General features: G+C 28.3%; 19 protein-coding genes. 2 read left to right on the forward strand and 17 right to left on the reverse strand.

All coding sequences use genetic code 11. The features are described from left to right. Window positions 1-39: 39 nt before the first annotated feature. A complete protein-coding gene (locus tag ATCC9714_RS11595) occupies window positions 40-924 on the reverse strand; it encodes a sigma-70 family RNA polymerase sigma factor (RefSeq protein ID WP_021124595.1) in 885 nt (294 codons plus the stop codon). Window positions 925-1,328: 404 nt separating this feature from the next. Continuing rightward, a complete protein-coding gene (locus ATCC9714_RS11600; RefSeq protein ID WP_021124596.1) occupies window positions 1,329-1,835 on the reverse strand; it encodes a type I restriction enzyme HsdR N-terminal domain-containing protein in 507 nt (168 codons plus the stop codon). A gap of 336 nt (window positions 1,836-2,171) precedes the next feature. Here ATCC9714_RS11600 and ATCC9714_RS11605 point away from each other — a divergent pair, with 336 nt between their 5' ends. Continuing rightward, window positions 2,172-3,020: a CAP domain-containing protein gene (locus ATCC9714_RS11605; RefSeq protein ID WP_021124597.1), complete on the forward strand. Its 849-nt coding sequence runs from the start codon at window positions 2,172-2,174 to the stop codon at window positions 3,018-3,020. A gap of 34 nt (window positions 3,021-3,054) precedes the next feature. On the opposite strand, the gene ATCC9714_RS11610 is transcribed toward ATCC9714_RS11605, so the two are convergent. Beyond that, entirely contained in the window at window positions 3,055-4,866 is a 1,812-nt protein-coding gene (locus ATCC9714_RS11610; RefSeq protein ID WP_057545665.1) for an ABC transporter ATP-binding protein, read from the reverse strand. 1 nt (window position 4,867) lies between these two features. Further along, on the reverse strand, window positions 4,868-6,592 hold the full coding sequence (locus tag ATCC9714_RS11615) for an ABC transporter ATP-binding protein (protein ID WP_057545664.1): 1,725 nt from the start codon (window positions 6,590-6,592) through the stop codon (window positions 4,868-4,870). Window positions 6,593-6,828: 236 nt separating this feature from the next. On the opposite strand from ATCC9714_RS11615, the gene ATCC9714_RS11620 reads away from it, so the two are divergent. Continuing rightward, window positions 6,829-8,097, forward strand: a complete 1,269-nt coding sequence (locus tag ATCC9714_RS11620; protein ID WP_054631641.1) for a DUF1002 domain-containing protein — start codon at window positions 6,829-6,831, stop codon at window positions 8,095-8,097. A 79-nt stretch (window positions 8,098-8,176) separates the two neighbouring features. On the opposite strand, the gene ATCC9714_RS11625 is transcribed toward ATCC9714_RS11620, so the two are convergent. From ATCC9714_RS11625 to ispG, 13 genes are all read right to left on the reverse strand, one after another. Then, on the reverse strand, window positions 8,177-8,440 hold the full coding sequence (locus ATCC9714_RS11625) for a FliM/FliN family flagellar motor switch protein (protein ID WP_021128120.1): 264 nt from the start codon (window positions 8,438-8,440) through the stop codon (window positions 8,177-8,179). A 4-nt stretch (window positions 8,441-8,444) separates the two neighbouring features. Continuing rightward, window positions 8,445-9,332 carry a flagellar motor switch protein FliM gene (locus tag ATCC9714_RS11630; protein WP_054631642.1) on the reverse strand — a complete coding sequence of 296 codons (888 nt, stop codon included), beginning with the start codon at window positions 9,330-9,332 and terminating at the stop codon, window positions 8,445-8,447. A gap of 293 nt (window positions 9,333-9,625) precedes the next feature. Further along, window positions 9,626-9,979, reverse strand: a complete 354-nt coding sequence (locus ATCC9714_RS11635) for a response regulator (RefSeq protein ID WP_021128122.1) — start codon at window positions 9,977-9,979, stop codon at window positions 9,626-9,628. A 23-nt stretch (window positions 9,980-10,002) separates the two neighbouring features. After that, window positions 10,003-10,812: a CheR family methyltransferase gene (locus tag ATCC9714_RS11640; protein ID WP_054631643.1), complete on the reverse strand. Its 810-nt coding sequence runs from the start codon at window positions 10,810-10,812 to the stop codon at window positions 10,003-10,005. Continuing rightward, entirely contained in the window at window positions 10,796-11,278 is a 483-nt protein-coding gene (locus tag ATCC9714_RS11645) for a chemotaxis protein CheW (protein WP_021128124.1), read from the reverse strand. Before ATCC9714_RS11645 ends, ATCC9714_RS11640 begins: the two co-directional genes overlap by 17 nt. A 17-nt stretch (window positions 11,279-11,295) precedes the next feature. Then, on the reverse strand, window positions 11,296-11,781 hold the full coding sequence (locus tag ATCC9714_RS11650; protein ID WP_021128125.1) for a chemotaxis protein CheD: 486 nt from the start codon (window positions 11,779-11,781) through the stop codon (window positions 11,296-11,298). An 11-nt stretch (window positions 11,782-11,792) separates the two neighbouring features. Continuing rightward, window positions 11,793-12,407 carry a chemotaxis protein CheC gene (locus ATCC9714_RS11655; protein WP_021128126.1) on the reverse strand — a complete coding sequence of 205 codons (615 nt, stop codon included), beginning with the start codon at window positions 12,405-12,407 and terminating at the stop codon, window positions 11,793-11,795. A 17-nt stretch (window positions 12,408-12,424) separates the two neighbouring features. Continuing rightward, window positions 12,425-13,498 carry a protein-glutamate methylesterase/protein-glutamine glutaminase gene (locus ATCC9714_RS11660; protein ID WP_021128127.1) on the reverse strand — a complete coding sequence of 358 codons (1,074 nt, stop codon included), beginning with the start codon at window positions 13,496-13,498 and terminating at the stop codon, window positions 12,425-12,427. A gap of 107 nt (window positions 13,499-13,605) precedes the next feature. Further along, complete coding sequence (locus ATCC9714_RS11665) at window positions 13,606-15,795, reverse strand: chemotaxis protein CheA (RefSeq protein ID WP_057545663.1); 2,190 nt, start codon at window positions 15,793-15,795, stop codon at window positions 13,606-13,608. Window positions 15,796-15,907: 112 nt separating this feature from the next. Continuing rightward, the gene (locus tag ATCC9714_RS11670) at window positions 15,908-17,644 is read right to left on the reverse strand and encodes a methyl-accepting chemotaxis protein (protein ID WP_054631647.1); all 1,737 of its coding nucleotides are present in this window, start codon (window positions 17,642-17,644) and stop codon (window positions 15,908-15,910) included. 412 nt (window positions 17,645-18,056) lie between these two features. Then, window positions 18,057-18,662: a hypothetical protein gene (locus ATCC9714_RS11675; RefSeq protein ID WP_054631499.1), complete on the reverse strand. Its 606-nt coding sequence runs from the start codon at window positions 18,660-18,662 to the stop codon at window positions 18,057-18,059. Window positions 18,663-18,979: 317 nt separating this feature from the next. Further along, window positions 18,980-20,917, reverse strand: a complete 1,938-nt coding sequence (locus tag ATCC9714_RS11680) for a [FeFe] hydrogenase, group A (protein ID WP_330374656.1) — start codon at window positions 20,915-20,917, stop codon at window positions 18,980-18,982. Window positions 20,918-21,078: 161 nt separating this feature from the next. Beyond that, window positions 21,079-22,140, reverse strand: a complete 1,062-nt coding sequence (ispG, locus tag ATCC9714_RS11685) for a flavodoxin-dependent (E)-4-hydroxy-3-methylbut-2-enyl-diphosphate synthase (RefSeq protein ID WP_057545661.1) — start codon at window positions 22,138-22,140, stop codon at window positions 21,079-21,081. Window positions 22,141-22,168: the final 28 nt, after the last annotated feature.

Consider the following 22,168-nt stretch of genomic DNA (forward strand, 5'->3'; position numbering starts at 1 on the left):
AGATATAATTATATCTACGTTTTTTATTTATATATTAAGTTAGTAAAAATGCTTTAATTGCTTTAATCTACTTGGGTGTCTTAATTTTCTTATAGCTTTAGCTTCTATTTGTCTTATTCTTTCTCTTGTAACTCCAAATACTCTTCCTATTTCCTCTAAAGTTTTTGGAATATCATCATCTAAACCAAACCTCATTCTCAATACTTTTTGTTCTTGTTCACTTAATCCTGTTAATAGCTCTTCTATCTTTTCTCTTAAGTTATGTTGTTCAACTTCATGCATTACAACATCCCCAAAATATGCATCTGAAGGTATAAATTCAACTAAGCTACTATCTTCATCTTCTTTTATAGGTGTATCTAATGAAATTATATTTTTATCTCTCTTTAGTAAATCTATAACTTTTTCAACTTCTATATCACAAGCCATAGCTAATTCATCTATACTGGGTTCTCTTTGAAGCTCTAGTGAAAGTTCTTGTTTCTTTCTTTTAACAAAATTAATTCTTTGGTGAAGATGTACTGGTATTCTAATAGTATTTTCACAGTCATCTATATATCTAGTTATACTTTGTTTTATCCACCATGTAGCATAAGTACTAAATTTGTATCCTTTTTTATAATCATATTTTTCTACAGCCTTTATAAGTCCAATATTTCCAGCTTGAATTAAATCTAGCATATCGATATTTTCTTTTCTATATTTTTTAGCAATACTAACAACTAATCTGTAATTCGCATTGATAAATTCCTCTTTAGCCCCTATAAATGATTCATCTATCTTTTTTGCAAGTTCTATTTCTTCTACTGCAGACAACATTTTATATTCTTCTATTTCTTTTAAATACATTTTCATTGCATTTGATGAATTAGATGAATCACTATAAATATAATTTTCGTAAGTGTGTTCTCTTTTAGCCCCCATAATCTACCCCTTCTATCTCTAATAATTTGTTAATCAGTCTTAAAAAGTATCTGTAGTTTTTTCTATATGTTAATACTATGTATTCATGTAAAAAAAAAGACTTTTTAATTGTCAACAAATTCCTATATTTATTATTCTACATCCATATATTAAAATCCTTGATTTTTTTTGATTTTTTTTATTTTTAACGAATTTTCTTTCTAAAAGAACAAAAGACTGCACAATGTGCAGTCTTTTATCCTCGAACGACAAAGTTAAATCCCTATTAATAAATCCTATAATACGCTTGCCCCTATATTAACGGTAAAATATTAATGAGATTATAACAGATTTATAATACCATTAATAAAAGGGGTTAGTCAAGCTAAACCCCTTTTATTAATGGTATTATAAACTTTTAAAATTTACTTGTGATTGTGGTCACATCCACAACTTCCACCGCAACATTCATGTTCATCATCATGGTCATGTCCACATCCACATTCATGACTTTTTTCATGTTCTTTAACTTGTTCTTCCATTTCAAAGAATTCTTTTACCATTACATCGTACTCTGGTAAAGCTTCCTCTGTATCATATTCTTCTCCAGTCCAATTAGCATACATCATTTCATTTCCATTAGTTAAAACTGCTCTTCCTGCTAATGTTATATTATCTACGTCTTCTAAGAAGTCAACTGCCTCTTGTGCTACTTCTCCTTGTAATGGAGTTTCTTCATCTAAACATTTTATTATCATAACAGGAGCATAGTAATCTTCACTATCTTTAACATTGACCATTATATCTATAACGCCTTCTGCACCTTCTTCAAATTCAGATAATGCTACGTCTGTATCTATCATCTCTTGTGGAACATATAAATCTTCCATTAAGTATTTTATAACTCTATCTTTTACTAATTCTTTTGACATAATATTTCTCCTTTCATCTTTTGCCAATATTGCCTTTTTATAGTATACCATATTTTTTACATTTTAAATAATATAACTATAGAATTTAGCTTATTTACTTATATTTTAGTATTAATTAAAGATATACCCATCTATATATTTTTTACTCTTTATATAATAAATATACTCTATATTATTACAAATTTGTTATTTATATATAGTATTTACATAACTTTACATTAGAAAATCATTGTTTCATATGTTATGATTATATCTATCCAAGGGGTAACCACATCCCCTAGGTTACAAATTAGTAACATTTTCAGAATTTTTATAATCAATTAAAAGAGGTGACTTATGAATAAAAGATTAAAAACATTATTATCATTAGGTGTAGTATCTATTTTAAGTGCATGTGCTACATTCCCAGTAAATGCTGCTTCAAACGAAACTGTAAGTAAAAAAGTTTACTGTAATGAAAGCGGATATAAAGAATATATATATGTAAACGTAAATGGAAAAGATTGTTTTACTCAAGTAAAACCTATGTATTCATTAATAAAAGATTTAGTAAATAATAAATCTAACTGCTTTAATGAAAAAATCCATAAAGAAGATACAATTGTAAATAAACCTTCAAATAAACCAGTAGATAGTTCAAATACAAATTCTAAGCCAGAAGTGACACCTGAAACTCCTTCTACTGAGAATAAACCATCTACTCCTAATACAAATAAGCCTGATTCTAATACAAACAGTAAACCAGAATCAAAGCCTGAAACTCCTTCTACTGAGAATAAACCATCTACTCCATCTGGAAACTTTGCAAATTTCCAAAAAGAAGTTTTAGACTTAGTAAATGTAGAAAGAAGTAATAGAGGTTTACAACCACTTAAATTTAACAGTGAGTTATCAAATGTTGCTACTTTAAAATCTCAAGATATGATAGATAAAAACTATTTTGATCATACATCTCCAACATACGGTTCTCCATTTGATATGATGAAAAAATTTGGAATAAGCTACCGTGCAGCAGGAGAAAATATAGCTATGGGTCAAAAAACTCCACAAGAAGTTATGAATTCTTGGATGAATTCTGATGGACATAGAAAAAATATATTAAATCCTGACTTTACTGAATTAGGTGTTGGTATAGCTTCTAATGGTTCATCTTTATATTGGACTCAAATGTTTATAGGAAAATAATAAAAAAAGGTATAGTTTAATAACTATACCTTTTTTATTTATTAAATTGACTATTATATAATTCTGAATAAAATCCACCTTTTTCAATCAGTTCTTTATGATTTCCACTTTCTATTACATTTCCATCTTTCATTACTAGTATTATATCAGCATCTTTTATCGTAGATAATCTATGCGCTATTACAAAGCTTGTTCTTCCAACCATTATCTCATCCATGGCTTTTTGTATATTAAGTTCAGTCCTAGTATCTATACTGCTAGTCGCTTCATCTAATATTAATATTTTAGGATCTGAAATCATAGCTCTTGCTATAGTCAATAACTGTTTTTGACCTTGTGATATATTAGATCCTTCTTCATTTATTATTGTATCATAACCCTTTGGTAAAGTTTTTATAAAGTGATTTGCATTAACAGATCTAGCTACATTTTCTATCTCTTCTTTGGTAGCATTTTCTTTACCATATGCTATATTCTCTCTTATAGTTCCTTTAAATAACCATGTATCTTGCAAAACCATACCAAACATTTTTCTTAAATCAGATCGTCTCATATCTCTTATATCTATATCATCAATAAGGATTTTACCTCCGTTTAACTCATAAAATCTAAGTAATAAGTTTATAAGTGTTGTTTTTCCTGCACCTGTAGGCCCTACTATGGCAACTTTTTGTCCTGGGTTAACTTCTAAATTCATATCCTGTATTAAAATTTTATCTTCACTGTATCCAAACTTTACGTGATCAAATACAACTTTTCCTTTAGGATTTTTTATTACTCTACTTTTCTCAATATCAGGAATTAATTCTTTTTCATCTAGTAGTTCAAATATTCTTTCTGCTGAAGCAACAGTTGATTGTATTATATTAGCTATGTTTGCAGTTTGACTTATAGGCTGGCTAAATTGTTTAGTATATTGTATAAATGCTTGGATATCTCCAATTTGAATACGACCTTTTGTTACAAGTACAGCTCCTATAACAGATACAAGCACATAGCCAATATTACTTACAAAGTTCATAATAGGCATCATCATACCTGACATGAATTGTGCTTTCCATGCATTTTCATAAAGCTTAATATTTATATCTCTAAACGTATCAATTGATTTTTTTTCCCTATTAAAAGATTTTATAATCTCATGTCCTGTGTAAACTTCTTCAATATGTCCATTAAGATTTCCAATTATATTTTGTTGTTTTATAAAGTAGCTTTGAGATCTGCTTATAATTGGTTTCACAAATAAAATCCCTAATGGAATAGTTAATACTGTCACAAAAGTCATAATTGGACTTATAGTTAGCATCATTATTACTACTCCCACTATAGTTACAATAGATGTTATTAGCTGTGTCATACTTTGTTGAAGTGTTGAGCTTATATTATCTATATCATTTGTTACTTTACTCAAAACCTCACCATAAGTATGAGTATCAAAATAGTTTAAAGGAAGTCTATTAAGTTTATTATATATATCTTGTCTCATATCATATACAGTTTTTTGAGCCACTGAAACAATTATATATTGTTGCATATAATTAAAAATTGAACTTATTATATATAAAATCACTAAAATTATAAGTACTTTATATATAAATGCAAAGTCTATCCCTCCCTGACCTTTAGCTTTTAATATTACTCCTTCAAATATTTTAGTTGTTGCTTGTCCAAGAATTTTAGGACTTACAATAGAAAATATAGAACTTAATATAGCAGCTATAATTACCAGGGTTATACTTGATTTATATGTTTTTAAATACATTATTAATCGTTTTAATGTTCCTTTAAAATCTTTTGCCTTTTGAGTTGATATTTTATTAATTGAGACTTGATTGTTTTTACTCATATTATATCTCCTCCTTAGACAATTGAGAGTATACTATTTCTTTATAAATATCACAGGTTTCTAATAATTCTTTATGAGTACCTATTTTTATAACCTTACCTTCATCCAAAACTATAATTCTATCTGCATTGATAACTGTACTAACTCTTTGTGCAACTATTATAACAGTTGATTTTTTAGTTTCTTCTGTTAAAGCTTCTCTAAGTTTTTTATCTGTTTTAAAATCTAATGCTGAAAAACTATCATCAAATATATATATTTCAGGTTTTTTTACAATAGCTCTGGCTATTGCTAGCCTTTGTTTCTGTCCTCCTGATACATTATTTCCACCTTGTGCTATATAAGAATTTTCTCTATCCTTTTTTTCGTTTATAAACTCTTTTGATTGAGATATATCTATTGCACTTTTTATATCATCATTACTTGCATCATCATCACCATAAACTATATTTTCTTTTATAGTTCCTGTAAATAAAACAGATTTTTGAGGAACATAACCAATCTTATTTCTTAATACTTTTAGATCCATATCTTTTACATTAATTCCATCTACTAAAACTTCACCTTCATTTACCTCAAATAATCTAGGAATTAATTTTATAAGTGTTGATTTTCCAGAACCAGTACCTCCAATTATAGCTGTAGTTTCCCCTGGTCCACTTGTAAAATTTATATTATCTAATACTTTTTCACTATTTTCATCATAATAAAAACTTACATTTTTAAATTCTAAATATCCTGTTTTTTCTGTTTCCTTTATAGCCTTTTCTTTACTATATATTTCTGATTTTTTTCCTAAAATCTCATTTATTCTATCAGCTGATGCAGATGCTCTTGGCACCATAACAAACATCATAGACAGCATCATAAGTGCGAACATAATCTGTGTTAAATACTGTATGAATGCAATTAAATCCCCAACCTGCATATTACCCTTATCTATTCTTATGCCTCCAAACCACACAACAGCAATTATAGATAAATTTACAAGTAACATCATAATTGGCATTAATAATGTTATAGTTCTATTAGCTTTAATAGCTATATCACTTAATTGAAAGCTAGATTTTTCAAATTTTTGCTTTTCCAGTTCATATTTATTAAATACCCGTATTACCCTTATTCCTGTTAAATTTTCTCTTAAAACTCTATTTAGCTTATCTACATTCTTTTGCATTTTTTTAAAAAGGGGTATGGCTTTACTAGCTATTAAATATATACTTAAAATTAATATTGGAATTGAGACTAAAATTATTAATGATAATTTGCTATCTTTTCTTATAGCCATTATCGTCGCCCCTATAGCAACCATCGGTGCATAAAGCATCATCCTTAACATTATAATCAAAACTTGTTGTATTTGGGTTACATCATTTGTAGTTCTTGTAATTAAGGAAGATACCCCTAAATCATTTACCTCTTTTAAAGAAAATGTTTCAACCTGTTCAAATACTTTTTCTCTAATGTCTCTTCCAAATCCCATAGCTACTTTAGCTCCAAAATAACTAGCTAATATAGTCGCTATAACACCTATTAAGCTTACTCCTAACATTATAAAACCAATTTTTAAAATATAAGCCTTATCATTATTTATAATTCCAATATCCACTATATTAGACATTAAGTTTGGCAAGTACACATCACATAAGGCTTGTATAAATACCAATAAAAATATAATTACAACTACCCATTTATATTTTTTTAAATTTTTCAGTAGTTTTAACATTATAGCGCTCCTTTTTTATAAAGTTGTATATTTTATAATAGAAATATTTTTTCCCTTTATTTCAAATTTACACCTATATAAAATTTATTTTTGGTTCTAATTTTTATTAAATTAGTAATATACATATACTATTTGAGTTAGTTGACTAAAAATGTTATAATTTTGTAATCGTCAGAATCTAAAAAATGTTTTATTATAATAGGTACCTGTTTAAATTATTTTAAAGGAGATTGATTATGAGTATAAAAAAGAAAATAATTTCAATTGTTATATGTAGTACTATGGTTCTAGGAAGTATAAGCTTAGTATTTGCAGATTCTTCAAAGGTTGTAACTTTGGGAGCAAACTTAACTCCGGAACAAAAACAAACTATGCTAAAATACTTTGGTGTTAATAAAAATGATGCTGTAATTTTAGATGTTAATAATCAAGAAGAAAGAAAGTACTTAGAAGGAATAGCCCCTGAGTCTCAAATTGGTACAAAGACATATTCTTGTGCTTATGTTGAGCCTACAAAGTCTGGAAGCGGTATAAATGTAAAGACAGCTAATATAACATGGGTTACTTCATCTATGATAGCAAGTACTCTTGCAAGTTTAGGTATAACAGATGCTAACTGTGTAATAGCTGCTAATTTCCCAGTAAGTGGTACAGGAGCTCTTACCGGAGTTATGAAGGCTTATGAAGATGCAACTGGAAAACCTCTAGATGAGAAGAAAAAAGAAATTGCAACAGAAGAGCTAGTTGTAACTGGAGATTTAGGTCAAGATGTTGGTAAAGATAAAGCAACAGGTATAATTAACGATATAAAAACTCAAGTTATAAAAAATAATACTAGTGATACAGTTCAAATAGCAGATACAATAAATAATATAACTAATAACTATAATGTAACTTTATCACCAGAGCAACAAAAACAAATAGAAAATTTAATGTTGAAGATATCTAAACAAGATTATAATTACAAAGAGATGAAAGACGCATTAGAAAGTGTTTCTAATACTGTTAATGACCACTTAAAAGAACTAGGTGAAAATGTAAATAATTCAGGTATATTAGATACTGTAAAAGGTTGGTTTGATGGTATAGGTAATTGGGTCTCTAACTTATTTGGTGGAGATAATAAGGACTTAGGTATATTGGAAAATACAAATGATAAATTACTTGGAGATAATGCAAAAATAGATGCAACTGACAAAAACGCAATAAACTTACCTTCAAACGAAGAAGTAGAAGGTTTCTTTACAAAAGTTTGGAATTGGTTTACAGGTCTATTTAATAATGAACCTAAGAAAGAAGAAAGTACAGATAATAGCAATTCTCAAAGTGAAAATACTAATAACGAAAGCAATAACAATGAAATCAATGATAATGAAAATGCTACTAATTCAGAACAAAGTTCTGATTTAGAAAATAAAGATAATAATGCTAATCATAATAACGACGTTAATAATATAAATGATGCTAATTCTCAAATCGATAATAACACACAAAAAAGCAATTAATTTTCACTAAAAAACTCCATTATGATAATTGTTGAAATTTACAATTATCATAATGGAGTTTTAATTTTAATAATTAATTTTATGCTAAAGTCTTAGCTAACTCTTCTTCACCTAGTATACGTGTAATTCTTACTCCAAAACTATCATCTACGATTACAACTTGTCCATATCCTATCATTCTTCCATTTACAGTTATCTCTACTTCTTGGTCTTCAAATGTATCTAACTCTATTAATGATCCCTTTGATAACTCAAATATATCTTTTAAAGCTATTTGAGTTCTTCCTAAAATTGCACTTACCTTAAGTTCTATGTCTAATACTCTATCAAATTTTTCACTCATATTTTTATCCTTCTTTCTTTACACAATCTGTTATCATAACACCTTTTTTATTTTTTATAAGTCCAAGTTTACATTTAAATGCACTTGACCCACCTACATGTAAATCCATATCTCCATCTACTTTTGTATCTAAAGTTATAACATCTCCAACTTTTAAATCTAGTAGTTCTTCTACACTTACTTTAGTTCTCCCTAATATAGCTACCATGTCTGTGCTAGTTCCACAAATCTTATTATATATTGCATTTGTAAATTCAAAATCATACTCTATTGATTTACTCTTAAAAAGTCTCTTTGGCTCTAGTTGCTCAAGAACTGGTTCCATACAGCTATATGGATTACAAAAGCTCATTCTTCCAACTTCTTTATCTCCATCCATCATCTTCATGTGAGAAATTACTACGGATTCACTTATTGGGTATTTTTTACTTGATCCAACATTTGTATAGATATGAGAAACTTCTCTATATTCACATCCTTCAAATATGTACATCTTTGTTAAAAATTTACTTCCTACATATGATATAAGTTCTCTATCTACTGCAGTAAGTTCCCTTTTAGTATCTCCAAATTCTCCATCTCCTCCAAGAATTAGGTCTATAAAAGTCAGAGCTACACTTTTATCTAGTTGGTATATTAATCCTTTTACTAATGGTTGTATAGCATGTTCTACAATCACAGAGTCATTTGATATCATATTCATAAACTCTTCATAATTTGTTTGTTCTATTCTATCTAATTTACATACTATATTTGGTCTTTTTAATTCATAAGTAACAAATAAGTTTATACTCTTACAAAACTCCTCTGCTATTACAGATAAAAATCTCATATTTCCAGTAGAATATCTTTGTGGTTTTTTAAAGTCATATACAGTTACTTTTTGTTTCATAATTTCTTTTTATATCTCCTATATAAATTTTCGGCTTCATTTGAAGACTATTTCCCATTTAGCTTATTATATAAACTAGCTGAATAGCTTTTAATTATTCATTAGTCACTGACTTATAACCTATTAAAAATAGGTTATAAGTCAGTGACTAATGAATAATCCAATTTATTATACCTAATTAATACTACACTTATCATATTTTATTTTCACTTTATTTTATTATTAAATATTTATTATTTTTCATTGTAAAAGGAATATAAATTCCTTTTACAATGTTTATTAATATTAGTATTTTATAATTTAGCTAAAGCTGAAACTATAATTTCTTCTTTAAAAGGCTTTACTATAAATCCTTTTGCTCCATATATTATAGCTTCCTTCATTCTAGCTTCTTGACCTAAAGCAGATACCATTACAATCGATGCAGCTGGATCTATTTTTTTAATTTGTCTTAGGGCCTCTAGTCCATCCATCTCTGGCATAGTTATATCCATTGTAACTACTTCTGGCTGTAGCTCTTGATATTTTTCAATTGCCATTAACCCATTTTCTGCTTCTCCAACTATTTCAAATCCATTCTCTTCAAGCATTTTACGTATAGACATACGCATGAATGCTGCATCATCAACTATTAATACTCTTTTCATAAATTTTCCTCCATTTATATAACTTATATCATTTTTCTATATACTGATGGTTTTACGCGCTCAAAATCTGTTTTTAAGTTTGATAGATTTTCAGACATACCAATTATTAAGTACCCACCTGGTTTAAGTGCATCATATAATTTTTTTGATAAATTTTGTTTTGTTGGGTTATCAAAATAAATCATAACATTTCTACAAAAAATCACATCATATTTATTTCTTTCCCAACCTATACTATTATTTAAATTAAAATATTTAAAATCTACTAGGCTTTTTATACTATCACAAATCGCGTAGTTTCGGTTATCAATTTGTTGGAAAAAATTTTTAACCCAAGCTTGTGGGAGTTTATCTATTTTATCTTGCGAATAAACACCTGATTTTGCTTGCTTTAAAACATTATTTGAAATATCTGATGCAGATATAGATACTTTCAACTTAGTATTTCTTCCAAATACAGATGATGCTAACATGGCAATACAGTATGGTTCTTCTCCAGTAGATGAAGCTGCCGACCAAATTTTTAATCCACCTACTCTAGGCTTTTTAAAATGCGGTAGAAGTACTTCATTTCTTAAAAATTCAAAATGTTGTTCTTCTCTCATAAAATAAGTAAAATTAGTTGTTAACTTTTCAACTAAAATAGCAGCTTGATCTCCTGTCTTATCTAACATTAAACTATCTATGTAACTTTTAAAATCTTCAAACCCTAAACGCTTTACCATCAATACCAATCTTGTCTCAATAAGTGTTCTTTTATTTTCAAGATTTATCCCATAATTATTATACATAAAAGTTTTTAATCGTACAAAGTCTTTATTCGTTAATTTCATTCTTTATATCCTCTACAATTTTCATTAATGAATCACAATCAAGTATTAACTGTACTTCATCATTTATTTCACTAACACCTTTTATGAAATTTTCTTTAGACTCATCATTGTTTGAATTCATATTCATGCTCTGAGTAGGTGAAATATTTATAACTTCATTTACTGCATCGACTATCAATCCAATCTTATTTGAATCATTTTCAATAATTATTATACAGGTTCTCTCATTGTACGCTATTGGTTCCATGTCAAATCTCATTCTAGCATCCATAACCGGTATTATTGTACTTCTTAAGTTTATAATACCTTTCATATAGTTTGGTAAAAATGGAACTTTCGTTATAGGTAACATTTCGATAATTTCAATAATATATTTTGATGATAATGCATATTTTTGGTTATTTATTATAAATACCATATACAAGTCATCAATTTTATTCTCTATTATTTCCTCATTAGCTTCCAAAACAATGTACCCTCCTTTTAAATAAATTTTTCACTTTTCCCAACACTTTTAATTAATAATTTATTCGTATTTGTATCAAAAACAATAGTTCTTCCACAAGATCCTAATACATCTTCTGAAACAATCATTACCCTTAATTTGGCTAATGTTTCTTTACATGCCTTCACATTTTTTTCTCCAATAGTAAATATACTATTTGTTGTATTTTTAAAGCTAAACATATGCGCCCCTCCAGCTATTTTAGCTCTCATAAATCTAGTATTTGCACCAGCTTTTTTCATTTCTTCATATAGCAAGGTAATACCAGTATCCGCATATTTAGCTTTATTAACAAGTTTTTTATCATATTTTGATTCAGCAAGTAAAATATGAACTAGTCCTGCAATTTTATTTACTTCATCGTAAATTACTACTCCACAACAAGATCCAAGTCCAATTGTAGATATTCTGTCAGGAGCTTTTACAATGTTAAAATCTGCTATACCTACTGTTATTTTTTCCATCAGCTATTCTCCTAATCAGCAAAACCTAATGAAGATAATAGCTTATTACATGACTCTACTTTAGGTATAAAGTAGTACTTTCCATCTATTGATCTATCTGCAGTGAAAAATTCAGTCTCAATGCATAAAATAGAATCTGAAACTGGTCCATATAAAGACATAGGTAAATTCATAATAGCCATAACCATATCTACGCTAAAATACGGAATTGATGGAGTTATACTTAAGTTAGTCATATCTGATATTGCAGTTAAATAAGTTCCACAAAGTATATTGCATATTTCTCCTATTGAACTTAATTCTTCACATACTGCATTATAGTCATTTTTATCACATGTAATTTCTTTTCCTGATATTCTTGATAATAGATTAAAGGCTGAATCAACTTTCATTATAACCATGATAAAGCCTTCCATATCTCCAGAAAGTTGTAAAACAGTTCCTACAACTAACTCTTCTGGAGAGCTATAACTATTAGTTATATCAGAGAATTTAATCATATCACTTTTAGGTATTCCTATGTCAACTAATTCATTAAGCATTATAGCTAATGAAGATGACGCATTACCTGAACCTATATTACTAATCTCACGAAATACATTCAATTTATCACACTCAAATTTCATATATACCTACTTTCTATCTAATCATTAGATTTTACAGTTGATTGTCTTCTTTTTAATTGATTTAATATTGAATTTGGAATCATTTCTAAAGAAGTTTCTTTAGCAACGGCTCCAATATTTTTTGCAGCCATAGGCATTCCATAAACAACACATGACTGTCTATTTTGTCCTATTGTATAGCCTCCAGATTCTTTTATATCAAGCAATCCTTTAGCTCCATCAGATCCCATTCCTGTTAAAATTACTCCTATTGAATTATCTTTTGCAACTTTTGCTACCGATTGAAACAAGTAGTCCACTGATGGACAGTGTCCACTTACTTTCTCTCCTTCGATAATTTCTAATACATACTTATTATTCTTTTTTATAATACCCATTTGAAAACCACCAGGAGCAATATAAGCGTGTCCACTTAATACTTCCTCTCCATCTTTACCCTCTGATACATTTATTAAGCATTCTTTATTTAATCGTTCTGCATATCTTTGGGTAAATACAGGTGGCATGTGCTGAGTAACAACAATTCCTGGTAATCCTAGTGGTAACTGTTTTAATAACTTTCCAACAGCTTCTACGCCTCCCATAGATGCGCCTATAGCTATTATTTCTTTACTATTGTTTTTTCTTATACCTATATTGTTAAGTATATTACCTTTATTTATTATTTTAGAAGTATTTGTTTTGGTAATACTTTTTTCTAATTTAGCAACTGATGCTTCTCTAATTTTCGATGCTAAATCAATAGAAAAATCTTTCATAGTATTTGCAGTTGGCTTTTCTACAAATCCAACAGCACCTGCACTTATTGCTTCAAAACATCTCCCATCAGCCCCACTAATAACAATGGTTGGAATTGGACATTGATCCATTAAAATTTTTAAAAAATCAATCCCATTCATACCTGGCATTTCTATATCTAGGGTTAGTACATCTGGTCTAAGTTGTAAAATTTTATCTCTTGCTTCATATGGATCTTTAGCAGTATCAACAACTTCTAGGTCAGGATTTTCTTGGAGATAATTTTTTATAATACGTCTAAACATACTGGAATCATCAACCACCAGTACTTTTATTTTTTTATTACTTTCCATAGACCGGCTCTCCTTTATAATATCTTATCTGCTTTAATTAACAGTTTTAATGTTTATTTTTAATTTTAGGTAACTTCGTCTACAGTGTTTATTTATACTAACTCCATTTATAAATTTATAATGGCGTTTACATCAAATATTAAACTAATAGATCCATCCTCTAAAATAGAGCAACCTGATATATAAGAATGAACTTTCTCAAATTGAGTAAGTAATGTAGGTACAGGTTTTATAACAACTTGTTGTTGACCAATAATGCTATCTACTATTATACAAACATTCCCCATCTCAGATTCTACTAAAATCATTATACCTTCATCTGTTTTTTTATTATCTAAACCTAGTATCTTTGATAATCTACGAATCTCGTAACAATTTCCTCTTATTATACTATGTTCTTCTCCATTTGGATTTTTAACAATTTCATATGCACCTTGTCTAAATACTTCTTTTATATTAAGCGATGGTATAATAAATATTTCATCACCTATTTTTACTTTCATTCCATCTACTATCGCTAATGTCAATGGAATACGAAGAACTATCATAGTACCTTTTCCATGCTCACTATCTATTGTTATAGATCCTCTTAACTTACGGATGTTTGTATAAACAACATCCATTCCAACACCTCTTCCAGAATACTCACTTACAGCTTCTTTAGTTGAGAATCCTGGTGCTAGTATAAAGTTGTATGCTTCTTTATCACTTATATCCTCTAGACTTTTATTTGTAATTCCTTTTTCAATTGCTTTTTTTGCAATGGCTTCTTTATTTAACCCTCTACCATCATCTTTTATAACTATTACTACATCTCCTCCAGTATTTTTAGCTTCTAATACTATAGTAGCTTTTTCTGGTTTAGATGTTAATTTACGTTCTTCTGGAGTTTCTACACCATGATCCATACTATTTCTAATCATATGCATTAAAGGATCTGAGATATTTTCTAATATATTTTTATCTACTTCAGTCTGTTCTCCAATTAATTTTAAATCTACAGACTTTCCAGTTTTTCTACTCATATCTCTAACAACTCTTTGCATTTTTGTAAATGTAGAAGATATAGGTACCATACGAATAGACATAACCACATCTTGTAATTCATTTGTTAACTGATGCAATCTTCTTGCTTGTTTTTCAAAATTATCTCGATCAAAATTCTCCATCTGAGATTGTTTTTCTACCATAGATTCAGTTGTAACAATCTCTCCAACTAAATTCATAAGTGTATCAATCTTATTTATATTTACAGTTAAATAACTATTTTTATTATGTGAATGTTGTTGAGTTTCTTCAGATTTAGCCGGTTTTTCCTTAGTTTTTTTAGTTTTATCTACGCTTATATTTTCTTTTTTAGCTTCAACTATCTTTGGTTGAATTTCTTTAGTTTCTATTTCTTGTTCTTTAGCTTCTTCAACTTTAGTTTCTTTTACTTCTATATTATCGGCTTTAATTTCTTCAGTTTTAGCTTCTTCAACTTTAGTTTCTTCTGAACTATTTATATTTACTATTTTAAATATATCCCTAAGTTCATTTTCATCAGTTACTTCTTTAACTTCTAAATCTTTTAGGAACATAGTTTCACAAACACACTGTTCGATGGCTTCTTTTTCTTGTGTTGTTTTTATATATAGTTTAAATCCATCTTTTATAATAACATCATCACAGTCTGAATCTAAATCATCTGGTATAGTCTTAATAAAGCTACATAAACTTTGGATAGTTGCAATTACTCCAAGTGATCTAATACTCTCCATTGCACATCCTTCTTCAAATAAAACTCTTATATAAAAACAATTTTCACCTTCAGCTAGAACATTCTCAGTCTCTACCGATTCTGATGTAACTTCTAAGTCTAGTGCTACTTCTTCACTAGCCCCATTAGCCTCTTCCTTTAAATCTTTTAATAATTTAGAAACTCTATCATGTAATTCATCTATACTAGCTTCTGGTAGTAACCCATCTTGAACATTTAATATTTCTTCTTTTAAAAAGTCAATACTTACTAAAACGACATCTACTATCTCTTCCCATTTACTGCTAGAAACTTCAAGTCCATTACGTATCTCATCAAAAACATCTTCTATACTATGTGTAAGCTTAGTTAAACTATCATAGCCCATCATAGCTGATGATCCTTTGATCGTATGCATTGCACGGAAAATTTCTTCAATTTCCTCTTTTCCAAGTTCCCCTGTACCTGATTGACCTACAAGTAGGATTTCTTCTAACTGTTCTAATAATTGCATATTTTCTTGAACATAAAATTCATTTAAAGAATCCATTCCGCTCATATCGTTTCTCCTTTTTTTATTAATATATAATATATTTTAACTTTTGTATTTTTAAACAAGTTTTTAAAAATGGAAGCACAAAAGCTTCCATTTTTAAAATAATACATAAGTATTAATCAAGTTCATTTCCTACAAAATTAACTTTATCATTATTAAAATCTATACTTTTGCGAGAATCATTTATATTTTTTAGTTTGAAGTTTTCAATAAGTGATTTTAACATCTGTGCTTGACCACTAAGTTCTTCACTAGCAGCTGCACTTTCTTCTGATGTTGCTGAGTTAGTTTGAACCACTTCTGAAATTTGTTCAACTCCTAATGTAACTTGATTGATAGCATTTGCTTCTTCATCAGATGCTTTTGCTATCTCATCAACAACTGAAATTGTTTTATTAGTTGTGTTTATTATTTTTTGAAGCGATTGAGCTGTATTATCTACTATTTCAGTTCCTTTTCCAACAGCCTCAATAGAGTTTTCAATAAGTGTTGCAGTATTTTTTGCTGCTTCTGCTGATTTAGCAGCAAGATTTCTAACTTCATCAGCAACTACTGCAAATCCCTTACCTGCTTCTCCAGCCCTTGCTGCTTCTACAGCAGCATTTAGTGCTAGTATATTTGTTTGGAAGGCTATATCATCAATTGTTTTTATTATTCTTCCTATCTCACTTGATGTGAATGAAATTTCTTCCATAGCCTTAACCATTTGTTTCATTTGTTCATTTCCTTCTTTTACATCACGTCCTGAACTTAATGTTAAAGAGTTAGCTTTTTTTGCATTTTGCGCAGTATCTTGAATTTTTTCAGATATCTCTGTTAAAGTTGCTGATAATTCTTGTATAGCACTAGCTTGTTCAGTAGCTCCTTGAGATAACATCTGAGATCCACCAGCTACTTGATCTGAGGCCGCTCCGACTTCTTCTGCAGCTAAATTTATTTGAGACATAGTCTCGCTTAAATCATTAGTTATTCTAACTACTGATTTTTCAATATCTTTAAATACTCCTATATATTTAGCTTCAGGCTCAACATTAAAGTTTCCTAATGCAACTTCTCCTAAGACACGTACAGTATCATTTATAACATCTTTAGTCGTATTGCTCATTTGTTTCATACTATTAGATAATGATCCTAATTCGTCTTTAGATTCATAATCTATATCAATATCAAAATCACCTTCAGCCATTTTATTAGCAGCTTTTTCAATATCTTCAATTGGTTTTTTTAAGCTCTTTGTCATAAATATACAAATTACAGCTCCAATTCCTATAGATACCATACTAATTGCCGTAGATGCAAATATTGCTCTTGAAGATGCATCTTGTATTTCATCATTAAATAAATTTCCTCTTTTATCAGCTTCCTTATTAAAAGTTACAGCCGCTTCAACACTTTGTTCATAAGCATTTCTATATTCAGTGTTATCATCAGTTATTTCTTTAGCTTTTTTATAATCACCAGACTCTAAAACTGCAAATACATTATTATATTGGTTTTGTAAGTTTTGTGTAGTCGATTTAATAGAATCAACTAAGTTTTTATCTCCTCCAAAACTTTTACTTATTTTCTCTACTTTTTCATAGATAGAGTTAAAATCTGATTCTATTCCAGCTTTATATTTACCTGGATTTTCTCTTAAAATGGCATTACTTATTTCTCTTCCTATAGATACTAAGTCTCTTCTGATTTCCATGGAATCATTTGTTTGCTTATACGGTCTATTAAATAAAATACTACTTAAATCTTCTGCTTGTCTTAATTTTGATATTGTATAAAAATTAGCAAATGTAGTAATCATCAATAATACAATAAAAGCAATACTTAACTTCCTACCTATTTTTAAATTTTTCATAACCTTCCTCCTAAGTTGTCGTTTCTTACTTTAATTACAATATGTCTCTTTAATTTTAATTTAACTTTACTTTAAACTTCATAGGGACTAAATAGGTAACATACAGTTTAATATTTACATTTTTATGATTCCTTTTAGCTTAATTTACAATTTCAATTTTATATTTTCAATAATTTATACTACATATATAAAGCTTAAGTTTTTCAGTTTTTATATTGTAATTTAATTTAATAATTATAATTCCATTTTTTCTCTACCGTTAATATTTTTTTACTAATAATTTATACGGATATCAAAGTAAATACTTTAGATTTTATGTTATAAAATATTTGAGTTAAATTTAAATATAATTAAAATATTTCATAAAAAAATAAAGTGCATGTATTCAATTAAATACATGCACTTTATTTTTTTATTTTTTTGTATTTGAAGGCTTCATACCTAAAAATTCATTTACATCATTTATCATTTTTTCAAAGTCACTTTTTGCAGTATTGTCAACTTTTACTAAGTCATTTAAACCTCTTCTAAACTCTACCTCCGACTTACTCATTAAATCATTTGGTACTTCTTCTAGCTTTTTACTTCTAGTTTTTAACTCACCTATAACTTTATCTCCTTCTTTTATAAGTTTGTCATTCATTTCTTTTAACTTTTGATCATCTGTTTTAACCTTTTTTAAAGAATTTACAAATTCTTGTAATTTTACTTCGCTATCTTTATATGATTTCTTTAGTTCATTTAAATACGCTTCATTTCCTGGGTAATCCTTTGTTGGTTCTTCTACTGCTATATCTTTATATTTACTGTAATTTTCTAACCTTGCTATATTAGTGTCGTATAGTTTCCCAAACTCTGTTTTATAACTTTCTAAAGTCATATTATCTCTAGCTTCAGTAGTAGTTTCTGTTTTTGCTTTTTCAGTTGCTTTTTTTTCTTCTGTTTTAGTTGTACACCCTACTGTTCCAAATGTAAGCAAACCTATTAATCCTAGTGATACTAATTTTGAAAATTTCATATTATACCTCCAGTTAATAATTAAGAACTATTTTTTCCGTATGTAAAAAATACTTAAAGCTTTATAGTTCTTATAAATAATTATGAATTCATATATTTGAGATATTTAGTAATTTCACTAGTATTAATTCTATAATCAGTTTAAATATTAAATTAAATGCTAAGTATATACAAATACACTTAGCATTATTATATTTTTAAAATAAACTAAACTTGTATATATATTTAATCCTGATTTAGAATTAAACTGTATTACTATCTTAATACCTTACAAGTTTAGTTTTTCTAAAATCTATTTTTTTATTCAGCTAATTTTATTTACTTTTTCACTTTTACAAAATATCTAGTATGTAAAAGTTCATGAGCTCTATGGCTTAATGGATGTCCTAAGTATTTATCATATATAGCTTGAACAGCTGGATTTTCTTTAGAAACTCTAAGTGTTAACGATCTATCTATGTTATTTAGTCCTTCTGCTCTTTTTTCTACAGTCTCAGCTCTTTTTCTTGCCTTTGGCTGTCCACCGCCACCTACACATCCACCTAAGCATGCCATAATTTCTATTGCATGATAAAATTCTTCTCCGGCTCTTATTTTATCAAGCATTTTTCCAGCTTCTTTTAATCCATAGGCAACACCTATTCTAAGTTTCATACCTGATACTTCTAAGTCACAAGATCTAAATGAGTCCCAACCTCTCAAAGCTTCAAATTCAACATTTTCGATTTTTTCACCAGTCATATTTTCTATTGCAGTTCTAGTTGCAGCTTCTATAACACCACCAGTTCTCCCAAATATAATACCTGCTCCTGTATACTCTCCTAAAACTTGATCTATCTCTTGATCTTCAATTTCTTTTAAATTTATACCTGAATCTTCAAGTATTTTTATAAGTTCCCTTGTTGTTATAACATAATCTACATCATAGTTTAGCCCTCTTGAAAATTCTTTTCTTGATGCTTCATACTTTTTAGCTATACAAGGCATTATAGCAACAGATGTTATTTGATCTCTAGTAAGTCCTTTTTCTCGTCCCCATAAATCTTTTGCAACTGTTGCAAACATCTGCATTGGTGATTTAGCACTTGATGGAACATCTAACATATCTCCATAATTTTGCTCGATAAATTTTACCCATGCAGGACAGCAAGATGTAAGTATTGGAAGTTTTACATCCTTATCTCCATTTAAATGTTTTTCTAATCTTTCTTGAAGTTCTGCTGCTTCTTCCATTATTGTTAAATCAGCTGCCCATGTAGTATCAAATACATAATCTACACCTAGTTTTCTAAGTGCTGCTGCTATTTTTTTCTCAACATTTTCTCCTGGTTCAAACCCAAACGCTTCACCTATAGCAACTCTTATAGCTGGAGCCATTTGAGTTATAACTACTTTATTTGGAGTAGCTAAGTCTCTTAAGAATTTTAAAGTATTATCACCTGCAGTTATAGCATCAACTGGACAACTTGCTATACATTGCCCACAATGAGTACATCTATTATAATCTATGTAATGTTGTTCTTTTCTTTCTCCTGATATACAATCTACAGGACAAACTCTTTTACACGCACCACATCCTATACATTTACCTGTTATAGTTAATTTAACAAGATTATTACATTGTGCTGTATAACATTTTTCATCTTCTATATGCTCTTCTATCTCTTCATAAAATTTATCTATTATTTCTTGCATTATATTATGATTTTGATTAAGAGTTGTTTTTACAGTAATTGCTAATTCTCTTAAAATAAAAACATCTCTCATATTAGATCTTCCTTTACTTATCCTATCTAATATCTTCCACATTTGTATAATTTCATCTTTTACCTTTTCGTATTTTTTATATTTATCTTCCTTCATTTTGCCAATTAAGAAATCTATATAAAACTTAGCATATTGAACTATACAATCTTCTTGAGAAAGTATTATTATAGATCTTCCACTATCTTTACCAAATAAACTAAAGTCTAACTCTTTGTCTAAGCTATCTTCTGTTAAAAATCCTCCAAATGGTATTCCTAATTGAGCAGCTTTAAATTCTCTTTTTTTTATAATGCCTCCTGCTAAATCTATTATTTCTCTCAAAGTAGCTTTTTCTGGTATTTCAATTATTCCTGGATTATTTACCTTTCCAGCTATAGCTATTTTTCTAGAATTATCATCTGTTAATTCTTTTAATTCAGACTCGCTAAATACCGAGAAAACAGATCCTAATGAACTTTGTATTATAGTTGGTTTATTATTATCCATCATTTAACACCCCTTAATATAAGTTGATATTTAAATTAAATAGTATTAACTTTTCCATTTTTGTTAAATACTATTCTTTTTACCTAATATTAAAAAATACCCATTGTAAAAAAAATAAAACTGCTAAACTAATATTCAAAATATTAGTTCAACAGTTTTCAAACCTATTTTTTATAATTTTCAATTTCAGCTAATAATTCATCAACTAGCTTATCTCCATTTATTTTTCTTATTATTTCTCCTTTTTTAAATAATAGACCTTCTCCTTTACCACCAGCTATCCCTATATCTGCCTCTTTCGCTTCTCCAGGACCATTAACTGCACATCCCATTATTGCTACAGTTATATCTTTATCTACTTTGTTAATTTTTTCTTCTACTTCATTTACTACACTTATAAGGTCTATATTACATCTTCCACAAGTAGGACATGATATAACTTTAATTTTATCATTTAGTAAATCTAGACTTCTTAATATTTCTTTACCCACTATTACCTCTTCTGTAGGATCTCCTGTTAAAGAAATTCTTATAGTATCCCCTATTCCTTTTAATAAAAGAGCTCCTACTCCTATAGAAGATTTTATTGTTCCCTTTTTTAAACTTCCTGATTCTGTAATTCCTATATGAAGAGGATAATCAACCTTTTTAGCTATAAGTTCATAGGCATCTAAAGTCTTATATATATCTGAAGATTTTAAAGATATTACTATATTGTGAAAGTCTAAGTCTTCAAGAATTTTAACATGACCCATAGCACTTTCTACCAATGCTTCAGCTGTAGCCGAACCATATTTTTCTAATAATTCTTTTTCTAAAGATCCCCCATTTACACCTATTCTAATTTTTAAGTTTTTCTCTCTACATTTATTAACTACCATTTTTACTCTATCTATACTACCAATATTTCCTGGATTGATTCTTACTCCATCGACACCTTGATCTATTGCTTCTAGTGCTAATCTATAATCAAAATGTATATCCGCTATTATAGGTATATTAACATTTTTCTTTATCTCTCCTATATTTTTCGCTGCTTCCATATCAGGTACAGCAACTCTAACTACATCACATCCGACTTCTTCAAGTCTTTTTATTTGATCTATAGTAGCTTTTGCATCTCTTGTATCTGTATTAGTCATAGATTGTATAGATATAGGATTGTTACCTCCTATTTTTAAACTACCTACACTTACCTCTTTACTTAATCTTCTTTTGTAACTCATTATATCACCTTCACTTTCTGTCAAAGTA

This window comes from Paraclostridium sordellii (assembly GCF_000953675.1).
In the GTDB taxonomy this organism is placed as follows: domain Bacteria; phylum Bacillota; class Clostridia; order Peptostreptococcales; family Peptostreptococcaceae; genus Paraclostridium; species Paraclostridium sordellii.

What these genes read in the sequence shown, in the direction of transcription:
- ATCC9714_RS11655 (WP_021128126.1), bottom strand. Translation starts at nt 12,407, where the DNA reads ATGAAATTTGAGTGTGATAAATTGAATGTATTTCGTGAGATTAGTAAT.
- ATCC9714_RS11675 (WP_054631499.1), bottom strand. Translation starts at nt 18,662, where the DNA reads ATGAAATTTTCAAAATTAGTATCACTAGGATTAATAGGTTTGCTTACA.
- ATCC9714_RS11665 (WP_057545663.1), bottom strand. Translation starts at nt 15,795, where the DNA reads ATGAGCGGAATGGATTCTTTAAATGAATTTTATGTTCAAGAAAATATG.
- ispG (WP_057545661.1), bottom strand. Translation starts at nt 22,140, where the DNA reads ATGAGTTACAAAAGAAGATTAAGTAAAGAGGTAAGTGTAGGTAGTTTA.
- ATCC9714_RS11615 (WP_057545664.1), bottom strand. Translation starts at nt 6,592, where the DNA reads ATGTTAAAACTACTGAAAAATTTAAAAAAATATAAATGGGTAGTTGTA.
- ATCC9714_RS11605 (WP_021124597.1), top strand. Translation starts at nt 2,172, where the DNA reads ATGAATAAAAGATTAAAAACATTATTATCATTAGGTGTAGTATCTATT.
- ATCC9714_RS11620 (WP_054631641.1), top strand. Translation starts at nt 6,829, where the DNA reads ATGAGTATAAAAAAGAAAATAATTTCAATTGTTATATGTAGTACTATG.
- ATCC9714_RS11610 (WP_057545665.1), bottom strand. Translation starts at nt 4,866, where the DNA reads ATGAGTAAAAACAATCAAGTCTCAATTAATAAAATATCAACTCAAAAG.
- ATCC9714_RS11595 (WP_021124595.1), bottom strand. Translation starts at nt 924, where the DNA reads ATGGGGGCTAAAAGAGAACACACTTACGAAAATTATATTTATAGTGAT.
- ATCC9714_RS11630 (WP_054631642.1), bottom strand. Translation starts at nt 9,332, where the DNA reads ATGAAACAAAAAGTAACTGTATATGACTTTAAAAAACCACAAAGATAT.
- ATCC9714_RS11670 (WP_054631647.1), bottom strand. Translation starts at nt 17,644, where the DNA reads ATGAAAAATTTAAAAATAGGTAGGAAGTTAAGTATTGCTTTTATTGTA.
- ATCC9714_RS11635 (WP_021128122.1), bottom strand. Translation starts at nt 9,979, where the DNA reads ATGAAAAGAGTATTAATAGTTGATGATGCAGCATTCATGCGTATGTCT.
- ATCC9714_RS11660 (WP_021128127.1), bottom strand. Translation starts at nt 13,498, where the DNA reads ATGGAAAGTAATAAAAAAATAAAAGTACTGGTGGTTGATGATTCCAGT.
- ATCC9714_RS11680 (WP_330374656.1), bottom strand. Translation starts at nt 20,917, where the DNA reads ATGATGGATAATAATAAACCAACTATAATACAAAGTTCATTAGGATCT.
- ATCC9714_RS11640 (WP_054631643.1), bottom strand. Translation starts at nt 10,812, where the DNA reads ATGAAATTAACGAATAAAGACTTTGTACGATTAAAAACTTTTATGTAT.
- ATCC9714_RS11650 (WP_021128125.1), bottom strand. Translation starts at nt 11,781, where the DNA reads ATGGAAAAAATAACAGTAGGTATAGCAGATTTTAACATTGTAAAAGCT.
- ATCC9714_RS11600 (WP_021124596.1), bottom strand. Translation starts at nt 1,835, where the DNA reads ATGTCAAAAGAATTAGTAAAAGATAGAGTTATAAAATACTTAATGGAA.
- ATCC9714_RS11625 (WP_021128120.1), bottom strand. Translation starts at nt 8,440, where the DNA reads ATGAGTGAAAAATTTGATAGAGTATTAGACATAGAACTTAAGGTAAGT.